The sequence below is a fragment of the Microbacterium pygmaeum genome, from assembly GCF_900100885.1.
In the GTDB taxonomy this organism is placed as follows: domain Bacteria; phylum Actinomycetota; class Actinomycetes; order Actinomycetales; family Microbacteriaceae; genus Microbacterium; species Microbacterium pygmaeum.
Genome location: NZ_LT629692.1, coordinates 496,340 through 511,984, shown reverse-complemented (window position 1 = coordinate 511,984; position 15,645 = coordinate 496,340). Strand labels below are relative to the sequence as shown.

The window sequence follows — 15,645 nt, the reverse complement described above, 5'->3', positions numbered from 1 at the left end:
CATTCAGGCCGCCACAGGGGCGTACATGACGGCACGGAGGCCCGTTCCTTGGTAGACTGAGGTGGCCCCGAATGATGATGTGGAGCGCGCCGAGAACATGACGTCAGAGAACCCCGAAAACCTGCCCGAGCAGACCGATCAGCCAGAACAAGAACGGACTCACGCGGCATACGGGGCCGACGAGATCCAGGTCCTCGAGGGCCTGGAAGCGGTTCGCAAGCGTCCCGGCATGTACATCGGGTCCACCGGTCCCCGCGGCCTGCACCACCTCGTGCAGGAGATCGTCGACAACTCCGTCGACGAGGCCCTCGCCGGGTACTGCGACACGATCCTCGTCACGATCCTTCCCGATGGCGGGGTCCGCTGCGTGGACAACGGTCGCGGCATCCCCGTGGACATCCACAAGGCGGAAGGCAAGTCGACCGTCGAGGTCGTGCTGACCGTGCTGCACGCGGGTGGCAAGTTCGGTGGCGGCGGCTACGCGGTCTCAGGTGGTCTGCACGGCGTCGGCTCCTCGGTGGTGAACGCACTCTCGACACGGCTCGAGGTCGAGGTGCACCGCCAGGGATACGTCTGGCGGCAGTCCTATCGTGACGGCGGGGTTCCGCAGGCCCCGCTGGAGCGTGCCGAGGAGAGCTCGAAGACGGGCACGACCATCACCTTCTGGCCCGACGCATCCATCTTCGAGACCGTCGACTTCGACTACGACACCCTGCGCAACCGCTTCCAGCAGATGGCGTTCCTGAACAAGGGCCTTCGGATCGACCTCGTCGACGAACGGCCTGGAGCGGCCTACGAAGAAGAGGTGCAGCCGGGCGAGGTCGTCCTGCAGCAGCCGAACGACAGCTTCCTCTACGAACGAGGACTCGTCGACTACGTCGAATACCTGAACCGGGTCCGCAAGGCCGACCACGTCAACGAGGAGATCATCGACTTCGAATCCGAGGACACCGATCGCAAGATCGCCCTGGAAGTGGCGATGCAGTGGACGACGAGCTACACCGAGAACGTCTTCACCTACGCCAACACGATCAACACCCACGAGGGCGGAACGCACGAGGAGGGATTCCGTGCGGCGCTGACCACGCTGGTCAACAAGTACGCCCGCGCCAACAACCTGCTCAAGGAGAAGGACGAGAACCTCTCCGGCGACGACGTGCGCGAAGGTCTCACCGCGGTCATCTCCGTCAAGCTCTCCGAGCCGCAGTTCGAGGGTCAGACCAAGACCAAGCTCGGCAACACAGAGGCGAAGGCCTTCGTGCAGAAGGTGGTCGGCGACCGCCTGGGCGACTGGCTGGATCGGAACCCCGCGCAGGCCAAGAACATCATCCGAAAGGCGATCGATGCGGCGACCGCGCGATTGGCCGCCCGCAAAGCGCGTGAGACCGCGCGACGTAAGAGCGTGTTCGAGAGCGCGGCCATGCCCGACAAGCTCAAGGACTGCACGAGCAAAGACCCCTCGATCAGCGAGATCTTCCTCGTCGAGGGTGACTCGGCCGGCGGTTCGGCCGTGCAGGGTCGAGACCCGCACACCCAGGCGATCCTGGCGCTGCGCGGAAAGATCCTGAACGTCGAGCGCGCGCGTCTGGATCGGGCCCTCGGCAACAAGGAAGTGCAGGCGATGATCCAGGCCTTCGGCACCGGGATCGGCGAAGAGTTCGACATCGACAAGGCCAGGTATCACAAGATCGTCCTGATGGCCGACGCCGACGTCGACGGCCAGCACATCACGACGCTCCTGCTCACGCTGCTGTTCCGCTATATGCGAGGACTCATCGAGGCCGGCTTCGTCTACCTCGCCCAGCCGCCGCTGTTCCGGCTCAAGTGGTCCAACGCACCGCACGAGTACGTCTACAGCGACCGGGAGCGCGACGCGCTGCTGGTGGAGGGCGTCGCCCAGGGCAAGCGGATCCCGAAGGACAACGGCATCCAGCGCTACAAGGGTCTGGGCGAGATGAACGACAAGGAACTGTGGGAGACGACGATGGACCCGGAGACGCGGACGCTGCGTCAGGTCACCATCGACGACGCGGCCGCCGCCGATGAGATCTTCACGATCCTGATGGGCGAGGACGTCGAATCGCGTCGCGGCTTCATCCAACGCAACGCCAAGGACGTCCGTTTCCTCGACATCTGATCTTCGGATCGACTGATCACGACCCTTCGACAGGCTCAGGGACCAAAAGACAATGACTGACGACACTCCGACAGGCCCGGCAACCGGCCCGGTCGTGCCCGAGCACAACCACGGCCGCATCGACCAGATCGACCTGCAGGCCGAGATGCAGCGCAGCTACCTCGACTACGCGATGAGCGTGATCATCGGCCGCGCGCTGCCGCGCGTCGAAGACGGGCTCAAGCCGGTGCATCGCCGTGTGATCTACGCGATGTACGACGGCGGATTCCGACCGGACAAGTCGTTCTCCAAGTGCGCACGCGTCGTGGGCGAGGTCATGGGGCACTATCACCCGCACGGTGATGCGCCGATCTACGACGCCCTGGTCCGTCTGGTCCAGCCGTGGTCGCTGCGGTATCCGCTCGCGCAAGGTCAGGGCAACTTCGGCTCCCCGGGCAACCAGGGGGCCGCTGCCCCCCGGTACACCGAGACCAAGATGGCCCAGCTCGCGCTCGAGATGGTGCGCGACATCGAGGAAGACACCGTCGACTTCCAGGACAACTACGACGGTCAGACCCAGGAGCCGGTCGTCCTCCCCGCGCGCTTCCCGAACCTGCTGGTGAACGGCTCGGTGGGCATCGCGGTCGGCATGGCCACCAACATCCCGCCGCACAACCTCCGCGAGGTGTCTGCCGGCGCGCTCTGGGCCCTCGACAACCCGGACGCCACGCGCGAGGAGCTGCTCGAGGCGCTGATGGAGCGAATCCCCGGCCCGGACTTCCCCACCCACGCGCAGATCCTCGGCACGCGCGGCATCAAGGATGCCTACCGAACGGGTCGAGGCTCGATCACGATGCGCGCCGTCGTCAACGTGGAGGAGATCCAGGGCCGCACCTGCCTGGTGATCACCGAGCTGCCGTATCAGGTCAACCCGGACAACGTCGCGGTCAAGATCAGCGACCTCGCCCGCGAAGGCAAGATCACCGGCATCGCCGACATCCGCGACGAATCGTCCGGTCGGACCGGCCAGCGCCTCGTCATCGTGCTCAAGCGCGATGCCGTCGCCAAGGTCGTGCTCAACAACCTCTACAAGCACACGCAGCTGCAGGAGAACTTCGGCGCGAACATGCTCGCCATCGTCGACGGCGTGCCCCGCACGCTTCCGCTCGATGGATTCATCACGCACTGGATCGACCACCAGATCGAGGTGATCATCCGGCGTACGCGGTTCCGGCTCGCGAAGGCCGAGAAGCGCATGCACATCCTGCGCGGCTACCTCAAGGCGCTCGACGCGCTCGACGAGGTCATCGCCCTGATCCGCCGGTCCCCGACCGCGGACGAAGCGCGCGAGGGACTCAAGGCGCTGCTGGACATCGACGACGATCAGGCGATCGCGATCCTGGATCTCCAGCTGCGCCGCCTGGCCGCGCTCGAGCGGCAGAAGATCCTGGAGGAGGCCGACGAGCTCGAAGCGCGGATCGCCGACTTCAAGGAGATCCTGGCCGACCCGACGCGTCAGCGCACCATCATCCGCGATGAGCTGACCTCCATCGTGGAGCGGTTCGGAGACGACCGTCGCACCCAGATCCTCGCCGGCTTCGACGGCGACATGTCGGTGGAAGACCTCATCCCCGAAGAGGAGATGGTGATCACCGTCACCCGTGACGGCTACATCAAGCGCACACGCAGCGACAACTACCGGCAGCAGCACCGCGGCGGAAAGGGCGTCAAAGGCGCCCAATTGCGCGCCGACGACGTCGTCGAGCACTTCTTCGTGACCACGACGCACCACTGGCTGCTCTTCTTCACCACGAAGGGGCGTGTCTACCGGTCCAAGGCGTACGAAGTACCGGAGGCGGGACGGGATGCCAAGGGTCAGCACGTCGCCAATCTCCTGGCGCTGCAGCCCGACGAGGAGATCGCGCAGATCCTGGACATCCGCGACTACTCGGTCGCCACCCACCTGGTGCTGGCCACTCGCGGCGGATTGGTGAAGAAGACCCACCTCACCGAGTACGACACGAACCGCCAGGGCGGCGTCATCGCCATCAAGCTCCGCGGCGCGGACACCGATCAGGGCGACGAGGTCGTCAGCGCCCTCCTCGTCAACGAGGGCGATGACATCCTGCTGGTCAGCCGACGGGGCATGTCGCTGCGCTTCACCGCATCGGATGACTCGCTGCGCCCGATGGGCCGCTCCACCGAGGGTGTGAAGGGGATGTCGTTCCGCGAGGGTGACAGTCTGCTGTCGGCCTCGGTCGCCCACGACGAGGGCTACGTGTTCATCGTCACCGAGAACGGCTACGCCAAGCGCACCGAGATCAGTCAGTATCGCGGCCAGAGCCGCGGTGGTCTCGGCATCAAAGTGGCCCGTCTGAACGACGATCGCGGGGTTCTCGCCGGCGGTCTGATCGTCGCCGAGGACGACGAGGTCTTGGTGGTTCTTGCCAGCGGCAAGGTGGTACGCTCTGCCGTGGCCGAGGTCCCGGCCAAGGGTCGTGACACCATGGGTGTCGTGTTCGCCCGCACCGACGACGATGATCGCATCATCGCGATCGCGCGCAATTCGGAACGGGGCCTTGCCGAGATAATCGAGGCCGTCGACATCGAGTCGGCAGACGTCGAGTCCGTGACCGACACTCCCGAGGCCTCCCCCGAGTCCCCCGAAGAAGGTACTGACGCATGAGTACGGTAGCCGACAAGCTCGCCAAGAAATCCAGCCATAAGACCTCCGCGAAGCAGGTTCGCCTCCGTCTGGTCTACGTCGACTTCTGGTCGGCCGTGAAGCTCTCGTTCCTGGCCGCGGTCGCGGTCGCGATCGTCACGGTCGTGAGCTTCTTCCTGGTGTTCCTGGTTGTGCAGACCACCGGTCTCATCACCAAGGTGGACGAATTCTTCCAGAGCTTCTCCGACGGCGGCGTCTCCATCGAGGCGTTCGTCGGTCTCCCGCAGGTCATGGCCTTCGCCGCGGTCGTGGCGATTCTGAACCTGATCGTGATCACGGTGCTCGGCGCCGTCATGGCCGGCATCTACAACCTGGCCGTCAAGGTCACCGGTGGTCTGCTGGTCGGTTTCACCAGCAACTAGACGGTGGTGCAGCATCCCTCCGTCGATTTCGGGAATGCCCGCGATTCGGGTAAAGTCTTGGAGGTTGACGACGCTCGCGTCGTCGCAGCGGGGCTATAGCTCAGGCGGTTAGAGCGCTTCACTGATAATGAAGAGGTCCCAGGTTCAAGTCCTGGTAGCCCCACATCCCATTCCCCGGGGGCCTTAACTCAGTTGGTAGAGTGCCTGCTTTGCAAGCAGGATGTCAGGAGTTCGATTCTCCTAGGCTCCACATCCCGAATTCCGAGGAATTCGCTGCACTCGTCCGTCTCTCCACAGTGGTCTTCGGTACCACCTGGTGCGGGTCGGCTGTACACCGCCGCTCCGGCGAGCGGGGGCGAACCGTGCGACTGGCTAGAGTCGAGGAATGGATACGCGGGTCGCGGCCTACGCCGTCATCGTCGATGCGGACGACCGCGTGCTGCTCGCCCATTGGAACGAGGGACGCCGCGCTGCCTGGACGCTCCCCGGCGGAGGGCTGGAGGCGGGTGAGGACCCCGAACACGCGGCTCGACGCGAGGTGCACGAGGAAACCGGGTATCGGGTCGTCCTCGAGGGTCTGCTCGGCATCCACTCGAGGGTGATCCCAGCCGGCCGGCGCCTCGCGGTCGATGCGACAGAGCCCCTGCACGCGCTGCGGATCGTCTACCGCGCGCGGGTGACCGGAGGACGACTGCGCAACGAGACGGACGGATCGACCGACCGAGCCGAGTGGTTCCCGCGCTCGAGCCTGCGCACACTGCAGCGCGTGAAGCTCGTCGACATCGCCCTGAAGATGGCCGACGACGCCTGAGGGATCAGCCGGCCGGCTGCGAGATGTCGGCGACCGTCGCACCGTAGGCCTCGATGAGCGCATCGGCATCGACGAAGAGGCTGAAGCCGTGCACGCCGGCGCCCATCGCGATGCGCTGTCAACGATCGACTCGTCGGCGTACACCGGCCAGTCGTGGGTGCTGCCGATCGGCACGATCGTGCCTCGTTCGTATCCCGTCGCGGCGAAAGCCCGTTCGGGATCGGGCAGCTGGAGCTTGTTGACACCCACGATCGCCCGGAGCTTCGGCCACGAGATCGATCGATCACCGGGTATCAGCGCGAACAGATATGTGTCATCGCTGCGTTTGACCACCAGCGTCTTCACTATCCCGGCGGCGGGGATGCCCAGGAGGTCGGCTGCCTCCGCCAGGCTCCCGGCCGCGGGACGCTCGCGGATCTCGACGGGAAGCGCACGCGCCGAGGCCGCCTCGCGGACGCGAGACGTCGGGTCGCCCTCCAGGGTCACTCGTCGGGTGCGCGCAGCGGGTCGTCCGCGACCCAGAGCTCGTCGTCGGCTCGCAGCGTCTGCCATGCGGCATACGCGACGCCGACCGCGGCGACCACGCCCAGGATGATCGCGATGACACCGCCGGCGCCGATGCTCTTCTTCGCGGGCTCCAGCACCGAAAGGCGCGATGCCAGCTGCTTGGTCGCCTGCTTGCCGTACTTGTCGGCCTTCTTGGCGTAGGTGGCCGCGTCCGGCAGCGCGAAGCCGCGACCGGATGCCAGACGCGAACGCGTGTCGTTCGCGGCATCCCACACGGACAACGCGGAACCGACGACAGCACCCGCCGTGGGAACCACCTTGTCGCTCAGCACCTGCTTGGAGAACTGCACGCCCTTGTCGAGGTAGGGCGCGACATAGCTGCCGTAGCCGTCCTTCACGCCGGGTACGACCTGCTCACGGCCGAAGTGGCCGAGCTGACGACCCGCCTCGCGGGCGACGTTCGCGGCCTCGCTGACGAGCACCTGCTGCGACTCCCACAGGCTGTTCGCCTGATCCTGAAGCTTGCGGAGTTCCTTCTTGCGCTTGCGGTTGAGGCTCACGATGCCCTCCCTATCGCTGGGGATGTAGATTCCCCATCTTGCCAGACGCGTCCGACCGCGGAAGCCTTTCACCGAACTCTGAGAGAATGGTTGACATGCCTCAGCACACTTCGGTAGCGACACTGCACACCAACCACGGCGACATCGTCGTCAACCTCTTCGGAGATCACGCGCCGCGGACGGTGCAGAACTTCATCGGCCTCTCGGACGGCAGCGGATCGTGGACCGACCCGGCCACCGGCAAGCCGGGCGATGGACCGCTGTACAAGGACGTCGTGTTCCACCGCATCATCTCGGGCTTCATGATCCAGGGCGGCGACCCGCTCGGTCAGGGCACCGGCGGTCCGGGCTACAACTTCAACGACGAGATCAACGGCGAACTCACCTTCACCGCCCCCTACAAGCTGGCCATGGCGAATGCCGGCCTGCGCCGCAACGCGATCACGGGGCAGGCCGAGGGCACCAACGGCTCGCAGTTCTTCATCACCGTCCCCGGTCAGGGCGGCCGCGGCCCGGAGTGGCTGCAGGGCAAGCACACGATCTTCGGCGAGGTCGCCGATGACGCCTCGAAGGCCGTCGTCGATGCGATCAGCGCCGTGCCGACCGCCGCCGGCGACCGGCCGCTGGAGCCTGTGGTCCTGGAGTCCGTCGACATCGTCACGGTCTGAGACGCCGGACGCCCGCATCGTCCCGTGACCTCGCCCGAGTTCCAGCGCAACAGCGACAACTTCTGCTACCGGCATCCGGACCGGCAGAGCTTCGTGCTGTGTCAGCGCTGCCTGCGGACGATCTGCCCGGAGTGCCAGACGCCGGCCGCCGTCGGCGTCATCTGCCCCGAGTGCCTCGCCGACCAGAAGAAGACGCAGACGCCCGCCCAGAAGAAGGCGCAGCGGCGGTGGTCGCGGCCTCGCGCGGTGGCGATGTCCGACTCGCGCCCGCTGGTGACCTACGCGATCATCGGGATCACCATGCTGGTGTATGTGGTCGGGCTGATTCCGGGTGTCGGGTCCGTCGTTCAGGACAACCTGGCATTCTGGGCGCCGCTGCTGTATCCGGAGGCGACCGGAGCACTGCAGCCGTGGCGCCTCCTGACGGCCGCGGTCGTGCACTCGAGCTTCGTGCACGTCGCCCTGAACATGCTGGCGCTCTGGATGATCGGGCGCAGCCTCGAACCGCTGCTCGGACGATGGCGCTTCCTGGTTCTGTACGTGCTGGGCGCGCTCGGCGGCTCGGTGGCGGTGGCGCTGCTGTCCTTCGCGACACCGGTCGTCGGAGCATCCGGCGCCATCTTCGGACTGTTCGGCGCGCTGATCGTGATCGGGCGTCACATCGGGGCGAACATCACCGGCATCGCCGTCGTCCTGACGATCAACCTGGTGATCGGGTTCGTCCCCGGCTTCAACGTGTCCTGGCAGGCGCACGTCGGCGGTCTGGTGGTCGGCGCACTGGTCGGCTTGATCTACGCGCGGACGCGTTCGGTCCGCCGCCGTGCGCTGCAGATCTGGTTGCTCGTGGCTGTCGCGGTCGGGCTCGGCGCTCTGCTGCTCGTCCCGCCGCTGATCTATCTCTGATCAGGTTATGCACAGGGCTGTCCACAGGTGGGGACAAATGACACCGGTGTAATTCCACACCTGTTAACAACCCTGTTCACAACTTCCGGCAACGACGAAGCCCCGGTCGCGACCGGGGCTTTCGTCGTGAAGAGGAGGCTATCGCCAGCGGGTCGTCATCAGGAACCCGACGAACGCGATGCCGAATCCGATGACGAGGTTCCAGGCGTCGATGCCGGGAATCGGGTACTGCATGCCGCTGAGGTAGAACACCAGCACCCAGACCAGACCCACCAGCATGAGGCCGATCATGATGGGCTTGAACCACACCGGGTTGGGAGCCGCTTCGCCTTCGCTGCGCTCGATCAGCGAGTCATCTTCTTTGCCGGGTCGTGCCATGACCGCCATCTTACCCTTCGCCCTTGCGCCGGCCAGCACTGGCGGCAGCAGCACAGCCGCCGCGAACTAGAATCCAACCGTGACCGACGCGCCGACCGAAGCGGAACCCACGCGCCGCACGCGGACGCCGCGTCGGCCGCGGCGACGGGTGTCCGTGGTCGGCGTCATCGGCGAGATCCTGATCACGGTCGGCGTCGTGACGCTGCTGTACGTCGTCTGGCAGCTGTGGGTCGGCGACATCATCTACGGCGTCGAGCGCAACGCCGTGGCGCAGGAGCTGTCCGAGCAGTGGGAGCAGGAGTACGTCGCCGCCAACCCCGAGATCACCCCAACACCGGAGCCGACCGCGACCGCGGAACCGATCATCCTTCCGGAGGCGGCCGACGCGCAGGTGTTCGGAAACCTGTACATCCCACGGTTCGGCGCCGACTACACACGACAGATCGCCGGTGGCGTGACCCGGGCCAACACGTTGGATCCCATCGGCGTCGGGCATTATCCGGGAACCAAGATGCCCGGCGAGGTGGGCAACTTCGCCGTGGCGGCGCACCGCACCACGTACAGCGCTCCGTTCAACCGGCTCGCCGAGCTGCACGTGAACGACGCCATCATCATCGAGACACCGGAGGGCTGGTACACGTATCGATTCCGCACGCTCGAGTACGTGACGCCCAGTGAGGTGGAGGTGCTGCTGCCGGTTCCGCAGGCGCCGGACACGCCGGCCGGCGAGCGCTACATCACGATGACCAGTTGCAGTCCGATGTTCTCGATGACCGAGCGCATCGTCGCGTACGGCGTCTTCGAGTCCTTCACGCCTCGTGGCTCCGGCCCGCCGGCGTCGCTGACGGATGGAGTGGACGCCTGATGTACGGTGCACTGTGGCGCGTGCTGCCCGGCCCCTGGTGGGTGCGCGTGCTGATCCTGCTGGTGCTGGTCGCGGCCGTGCTCTACGGTCTCGTCTTCTCTGCGTTCCCCTGGATCAGCTCCATCGTCAATCCCCAGGAAGTCACGGTCCAGTGACGCCGTGATCCTCGTCGTCGACAATCACGACAGTTTCGTCCACACCCTCGTCGGGTACCTGCACGAGCTCGGTGCCGACTCCGACCTCGTCGAGGCGGATGCGATCGATCCGGCCTCCGCGGAATCCTCGATCGCCGGCTACCGCGGCGTGCTGATCTCACCGGGGCCCGGAGCGCCGGCCGCCGCGGGCGCCTCGATCGCAGTCGTCCATGCCGCCGCCTCCGCCGGCGTGCCCCTCCTGGGCGTCTGCCTCGGCCATCAGGCGATCGCAGAGGCGTTCGGGGCGACCGTTGAGCACGCGCCCGAGCTCATGCACGGGATGACCTCGGCCGTTCGTCACGACGGCTCGGCGCTCTACGAGGGCATCCGCAGCCCGTTCACCGCCACCAGGTACCACTCCCTCGCGATCGTTCCGGGGACCGTTCCTCCTGAGCTGTTGGTCACCAGCCGCACCGACGGCGGCGTGATCATGGGGATCGCGCATCGCGATGCGCCGATCCAGGGCGTGCAGTTCCACCCCGAGGCGGTGCTCACCGAGGGCGGGTACCGCCTCCTCGGGAACTGGTTGGAAGGCGTCGGAGTGGCGGATGCCGCGGCGCGGGGCGCGGCGTTGCGGCCTACCCTTCGCCGAGCCCAGGGACCGCTCTAGCGGGTCAGGGACCGGTGCAGTAGGTCAGCACGACCTCGGAGTGCACCGGTGCTTCGCCCGGCGCGATCGACTGCGTCCGCACCACGGGCGGGTCGACGGCCGTGCAGGTCGCGTCCTCCTGCGTCACCACGGTCAGTTGCGACTGGGCGCCCTCGAGCTCGCGCGTGGCGGCATCGAGCGTGTAGCCGGTGACGTCGACGATCACGACCCGGCCGGTCGCGACGACGAGGTTCACCGACGTGCCCACCGGGACAGCCGATCCCGCCGCCTGATCGGCGGAGATGACCGTGCCGGCGCTCAGGCCCGCATCGTTGCGCTGCGTCACCGACCCCAGAGCGAGGCCGACCTGCGCGAGTGCGGCGGATGCAGCATCCTGACTCAAGCCGTTCAGCGTGGGAACGGTCGCCGTCTCCTGTCCCGTCGACACGTAGACGCGGATCTCCTGCTGCGGACTGACGGATGCTCCGGCCTCGGGGTCGGTGCGGATCACGTTCCCGGTCGCGACGTCGACGCTGGCCTCGTCCAGGCGGAACGCGATCAGATCGTCATCGCCGAGCTCGGTGGCGGCGCGCTCGTACGTCATTCCTGACACGTCTGGGACGATCCGGGCATTGGAGGGGACTTCGCCGGACGGACGGATCTGCAGCACCCAGAAGAGCACCGAGATCAACAGCACCGCCAGGATCGCGACGCCGGCCCAGATCCAGGCGACCGGTGGCCCGGCCTGCGTGCGCTTCATCGTGGTGTCGGTGCTGAGCTGCCGCAGGGACCGCGCGGTCTCGGCGGCCTGGCGCGGGTTGGGCCCGTACAGCTCGCTGGTCAGTGCGCCGACCGCGCGCTTGGAGGGGACCTTGCCGTCGATCGTTGCGTCCAGCGCCTCGCGGAAGGCCGCGGCATCCTGGTAGCGCTGGAAGGGGTCTTTCGCCAGGGCGCGCAGGGCGACCGTGTCGAGGGAACGCGGCACCGTCTCGTTGATCTCCGACGGCGGCAGGGGCGCTTCGCTGACGTGCTGGTACGCGACGGCCACCGGCGATTCGCCGCGGAACGGCGGACGACCCGCGAGCAGTTCATACAGCACGACCCCGGTGGAGTAGACGTCTGCCCGCGCGTCGACCGGCTCCCCCTTGGCCTGCTCCGGGGAGAAGTATGCGGCGGTGCCGATGATCGCGGTGGTCTCGGCGACGGTCGACGAGGAATCCGAGACGGCGCGGGCGATGCCGAAGTCCATCACCTTCACCTGGCCGGCGTCGGTGATCATGACGTTGCCCGGCTTGATGTCGCGGTGCACGACCCCCGCGCGGTGCGAGTACTCGAGTGCCTCGAGGATGCCGTCGATGTAGCGCACGGCGTCGGCGACGGGCACCGGCCCGGCCGAGATCACGTCCTTCAGCAGCGCACCGCGGACGAGTTCCATGACGATGTACGGAACCGGCCGCGGTGTGCCCTCGGGGCCGATCTCGGTGTCCTCGCCGGCGTCGTAGACGCGGACGATGGTCGGGTGCGCCATGCGGGAGGCTGCCTGCGCCTCGAGCCGGAAGCGCGTGCGGAACGAATTGTCGTTCGCGAGATCGCGGTTCAGGAGTTTGATCGCCACCTGGCGGCCCAGCGTCAGGTCGTAGCCTCGGTAGACGGTGGCCATGCCACCGCGACCGATGAGCTCTTCGACGCGGTAGCGCCCCGAAAGCACGCGCGGCTCTGCTGTCACGGTCACTCCCTGGGGTGGAACAGAGTCAGCCTAACCTAGCGAGGCGCGAGCCCCCGCCGGGTCAGCCTTCGTCGTCGCTGTCGGCCGTCGGAGCGGGAGTCGCGGCGGTGATCGTCGCCGTCGCCTCTCCGGACGGGTCTGTCGTGCGCTGTCCGGCCGATCCACCGCTGCAGGTGACCGTGTAGGTCACCAGAACCGAGCCGGTGGCATTCACAGGGACCGTGACGGGCGCATTGCGCACGTCCGGGGTGAACGCCGATGTCGACTGGCCGTTGGCGAACGTGCCGTTCGTGGCGGTGAAGTTGTAGGAGCTCACCGAACCAGTCCCGGAGGGGCACGTGAACGCGGGCCAGGTGACCGTGAGCGAGCCGCCCGGGGTCACGGAGGTGGGGTTGGCGGTCGGTGCGGTCGGGACGCCGAGCGGGACTTCGCCGCCGTAGTACGTCAGCTCGATGGTCGTTCCGACATCGACGCGGCCGGTCGGGTTGACCGAATACACCTGGCCGACCTGATCGGCGGTGCCCGCGGCATTGCCTTCGACGCAGTTGGCGACCAGCTGCGCGGCCTCGACCTTGCCGCGGGCCTCGTCGCAGCTGATGCCCGTGAGCCCGAGCGCACCGACGTCCACCCGGGTCTCCGTCGGCGACGGGGCCGGCGTCGTCTTGGTGGGCTGCGGCGCCGGCGCCGTCGTCGACGTCGTCGGCGCGGGAGCCGGATCCTGGTTCGAGAAGAACGCGAACAGCGTCCCGCCCAGCACCAGCAGCAGCAGCACGATGAGGGCGATCAGCGGCCACGTCCACGGGCTGCGCTTCTTCTTCGGCTCTTCGATCTCATCCACCGGCCCTGCGGAGGGCAGCATCTGCGTGGCCGCGGCGGTCTGACCGGCAGGGGTCAGCAGCTGCGTCATGTCGTCACCGGTGGCGGCTCCGGCCGCGATCGCGGGGACGGCCGCGGCTGCGGCGGCGACGTCGCCCTGGCGCAGCGCGGTCGCGGCGCGTGCGACCGCGGCGGCGGAGGCCGGACGGTCCTCGGGCTTCTTGGCGATCATCGCCATGACCAGGTTCTGCACCGGAACGGCAACGGTCGGCGGCAGCGGCGGAGCCTGATCGTTGATCTGCGCCATCGCGATGGCGACCTGCGACTCTCCGGTGAAGGGGCGCTTGCCCGCCAGGCATTCGTACGCGACGATGCCCAGCGAGTAGGTGTCGGTGGCCGCGGATGCGGGGTGCCCGGACGCCTGCTCGGGCGAGAGGTACTGGACCGTGCCCATCACCTGGCCGGTCGCAGTCAGCGGCACCTGGTCGGCGATGCGGGCGATGCCGAAGTCGGTGATCTTGACGCGCCCGTCGGGCGTGATCAGGAGGTTTCCGGGCTTGATGTCGCGGTGCACGAGTCCGGCGGCGTGGGCTGCCTGCAGCGCCGCGGACGTCTGGGCGACGATGTCGAGCGTCTTGTCGGTGGAGAGGGAGCCGTCGCGCTCGATGATCGTCGACAGCGCTTCGCCGGGCACGAGTTCCATGACCAGGAAGGCGCTCCCGGCCTCCTCGCCGTAGTCGAAGACGCTGGCGATGCCTTCGTGGTTGACGAGGGCGGCGTGGCGGGCCTCGGCGCGGAAGCGCTCGAGGAAGCCGGGGTCGCCCATGTATTCGTCTTTGAGGATCTTGATGGCGACGGTCCGGCCGATGACGTGGTCGGTGGCCTCCCACACCTCGCCCATGCCGCCGATGGCGATCCGCGAGTCCAGCTCGTAGCGGCCGCCGAAGGTCACTCCCTGCGTCGGTCTCATTTGCCCAGCACCGCCTCCATGACCTTCTTCGCGATGGGCGCCGCAATCGTGTTGCCGCTGCCCGACTGACCCTGACCGCCGCCGTCCTCGACGACGACCGCCACCGCCACTTCAGGATTCACTGCGGGTGCGAACCCGGTGAACCACAGTGTGTACGGCTGGTCATCTCCGTTCTCTGCCGTGCCGGTCTTCCCACCCACCTCGACCCCGTCCATTCTTGCACCCGAGGCTGCACCGTCACTGACATTGGCGACCATCATGCTCACCAGCTCCGCGGCGATGTCCGCGTCCAGTGCGCGGCCGTACTCGGTGTCCTCGAAGGTCTGCTGCACCGACAGGTCGGGCGCGATCACCTGATCCACCATCCGGGGATTCATCACCATGCCGCCGTTGGCGATGCCCGCCGAGACCATCGCCATCTGCAGCGGCGTGGCCGTGACCCGGCCCTGGCCGAAGCCGGAGAGCGCGGTCTGCGGGTCATCCAGGCCGCGCGGGTAGCTGGAGGCCGTGGAGACCAGCGGCATCGTGAACGCGCTGTTGAAGCCGTACTTCTCCGCCTCCTGGCGGATCACGTCGTCCCCGAGCTGCACGGCCAGTTCCGCGAACGGGATGTTGCAGCTCAGCCGCAGCGCATCGGCGATCGTGACGGTGTCGCCGCCGCCGCAGGCCCCGCCGCTGGCGTTGTAGACGACGTTCGTCGACTGCGGCAGCTGGTACACGGCGGGGTTCGGGAGGCTCGACAAGGGCGTGTAGTCGCCCGAGGCGAGCGCCGCCGAGGCGACGACGAGCTTGAAGGTCGAACCGGGCGGGTTCAGGTCGCCGGCGATCGCACGGTTGAACAGTGGATGCGTCGGATCGGCGTCCAGCAGGTCGTAGGCGGAATTGACCGCATCGGTGTCGTGCGAGGCGAGCGCGTTCGTGTCGTAGCTCGGGCTCGTGACCATCGCCAGGATGCGACCGGTCGCCGGCTCGATCGCGATCACCGCGCCCTGCAGGTCACCGAGCGCGTCGTAGGCCGCCCGCTGGATGTCGGCGTCAAGGGTGAGCTCCACGTTCGATCCACGCGGCGGCTGCCCGGTCAGGATCCGCTCGACGCGAGTCAGGAACTGCGAGCCCGCCGTGCCGCTGAGAGCCTGGTTCATGGCCTGCTCGATGCCGGTGGACGAACCCAGCGCCGGATTGATGTACCCGGTCACCGGCGCCCACATGTCCGCATCGACGTAGATGCGCTGCCAGCTGAAGACGTCGTCGGAGGGGATCGAGCTCGCGATCGCAGCGCCGCTGGCGATGATCGACCCGCGCTGGACCTCGTAGGAGTCGTACAGCGCGCGCGTGTTGCGGGAGTTCGAGGCGAGGCTCTCCGCCTGCACGACCTGGATCACGCTCGTCGAGGCGAACAGCGCGACGAACATGAGCAGCATCAGGATGCTGAGGCGTCTGAGTTCTTTGGTCATG

At 67.3% G+C, this 15,645-nt stretch carries 14 protein-coding genes, 2 tRNA genes and 1 pseudogene; 11 read left to right on the top strand and 6 right to left on the bottom strand.

Annotated features, from left to right (window positions below; genetic code table 11):
• Nucleotides 1–97 precede the first annotated feature (97 nt).
• From gyrB to BLT19_RS02280, 6 genes are all read left to right on the top strand, one after another.
• The gene (gene gyrB / locus BLT19_RS02305) at nucleotides 98–2,137 is read left to right on the top strand and encodes a DNA topoisomerase (ATP-hydrolyzing) subunit B (RefSeq protein WP_091493137.1); all 2,040 of its coding nucleotides are present in this window, start codon (nucleotides 98–100) and stop codon (nucleotides 2,135–2,137) included.
• 52 nt (nucleotides 2,138–2,189) lie between these two features.
• Complete coding sequence (gyrA, locus tag BLT19_RS02300) at nucleotides 2,190–4,802, top strand: DNA gyrase subunit A (RefSeq protein ID WP_091485614.1); 2,613 nt, start codon at nucleotides 2,190–2,192, stop codon at nucleotides 4,800–4,802.
• Nucleotides 4,799–5,203, top strand: coding sequence for a DUF3566 domain-containing protein (locus BLT19_RS02295; RefSeq protein WP_091485611.1), 405 nt, complete (start codon nucleotides 4,799–4,801; stop codon nucleotides 5,201–5,203). The genes gyrA and BLT19_RS02295 overlap by 4 nt, the downstream gene beginning before the upstream one ends.
• A gap of 89 nt (nucleotides 5,204–5,292) precedes the next feature.
• A tRNA-Ile gene (locus BLT19_RS02290) sits at nucleotides 5,293–5,366 on the top strand.
• A 14-nt stretch (nucleotides 5,367–5,380) separates the two neighbouring features.
• Nucleotides 5,381–5,453 (top strand) — tRNA-Ala (locus BLT19_RS02285).
• Nucleotides 5,454–5,588: 135 nt separating this feature from the next.
• Nucleotides 5,589–6,014 (top strand): NUDIX hydrolase, encoded by a 426-nt coding sequence (locus BLT19_RS02280; protein WP_091485608.1) that lies wholly within the window; start codon nucleotides 5,589–5,591, stop codon nucleotides 6,012–6,014.
• Between the two features lie 4 nt (nucleotides 6,015–6,018).
• Here BLT19_RS02280 and BLT19_RS02275 read toward each other — a convergent pair.
• Nucleotides 6,019–6,494, bottom strand: a pseudogene (locus tag BLT19_RS02275) (aminoacyl-tRNA deacylase).
• A gap of 2 nt (nucleotides 6,495–6,496) precedes the next feature.
• Nucleotides 6,497–7,081 (bottom strand): DNA helicase, encoded by a 585-nt coding sequence (locus tag BLT19_RS02270; RefSeq protein ID WP_091485606.1) that lies wholly within the window; start codon nucleotides 7,079–7,081, stop codon nucleotides 6,497–6,499.
• A 95-nt stretch (nucleotides 7,082–7,176) separates the two neighbouring features.
• Between BLT19_RS02270 and BLT19_RS02265 the strand changes: the two genes are divergently transcribed.
• Nucleotides 7,177–7,749, top strand: coding sequence for a peptidylprolyl isomerase (locus tag BLT19_RS02265; RefSeq protein ID WP_091493135.1), 573 nt, complete (start codon nucleotides 7,177–7,179; stop codon nucleotides 7,747–7,749).
• A 24-nt stretch (nucleotides 7,750–7,773) separates the two neighbouring features.
• Complete coding sequence (locus BLT19_RS02260) at nucleotides 7,774–8,652, top strand: rhomboid family intramembrane serine protease (protein WP_091485603.1); 879 nt, start codon at nucleotides 7,774–7,776, stop codon at nucleotides 8,650–8,652.
• Nucleotides 8,653–8,790: 138 nt separating this feature from the next.
• Here the strand turns inward: BLT19_RS02260 and BLT19_RS02255 are convergent, their stop codons facing one another.
• A complete protein-coding gene (locus tag BLT19_RS02255; RefSeq protein ID WP_091493132.1) occupies nucleotides 8,791–9,030 on the bottom strand; it encodes a cell division protein CrgA in 240 nt (79 codons plus the stop codon).
• A gap of 79 nt (nucleotides 9,031–9,109) precedes the next feature.
• On the opposite strand from BLT19_RS02255, the gene BLT19_RS02250 reads away from it, so the two are divergent.
• From BLT19_RS02250 to BLT19_RS02245, 3 genes are read left to right on the top strand one after another with little or no spacing between them, the layout of a single operon-like run.
• Complete coding sequence (locus BLT19_RS02250; protein WP_091485601.1) at nucleotides 9,110–9,895, top strand: class E sortase; 786 nt, start codon at nucleotides 9,110–9,112, stop codon at nucleotides 9,893–9,895.
• A complete protein-coding gene (locus BLT19_RS17740; protein ID WP_172825576.1) occupies nucleotides 9,895–10,050 on the top strand; it encodes a hypothetical protein in 156 nt (51 codons plus the stop codon). Before BLT19_RS02250 ends, BLT19_RS17740 begins: the two co-directional genes overlap by 1 nt.
• Before the next feature lie 4 nt (nucleotides 10,051–10,054).
• On the top strand, nucleotides 10,055–10,699 hold the full coding sequence (locus tag BLT19_RS02245) for a glutamine amidotransferase-related protein (RefSeq protein WP_091485599.1): 645 nt from the start codon (nucleotides 10,055–10,057) through the stop codon (nucleotides 10,697–10,699).
• Between the two features lie 4 nt (nucleotides 10,700–10,703).
• Here BLT19_RS02245 and pknB read toward each other — a convergent pair whose 3' ends face one another.
• The 3 genes from pknB to BLT19_RS02230 all read right to left on the bottom strand — a co-directional run bounded on the left by pknB (nucleotide 10,704) and on the right by BLT19_RS02230 (nucleotide 15,644).
• Complete coding sequence (gene pknB / locus BLT19_RS02240) at nucleotides 10,704–12,404, bottom strand: Stk1 family PASTA domain-containing Ser/Thr kinase (protein WP_091493129.1); 1,701 nt, start codon at nucleotides 12,402–12,404, stop codon at nucleotides 10,704–10,706.
• Between the two features lie 61 nt (nucleotides 12,405–12,465).
• Entirely contained in the window at nucleotides 12,466–14,190 is a 1,725-nt protein-coding gene (locus BLT19_RS02235; RefSeq protein WP_091485596.1) for a serine/threonine-protein kinase, read from the bottom strand.
• On the bottom strand, nucleotides 14,187–15,644 hold the full coding sequence (locus tag BLT19_RS02230) for a peptidoglycan D,D-transpeptidase FtsI family protein (RefSeq protein ID WP_091485594.1): 1,458 nt from the start codon (nucleotides 15,642–15,644) through the stop codon (nucleotides 14,187–14,189). Before BLT19_RS02230 ends, BLT19_RS02235 begins: the two co-directional genes overlap by 4 nt.
• Between the last annotated feature and the right edge of the window lies 1 nt (nucleotide 15,645).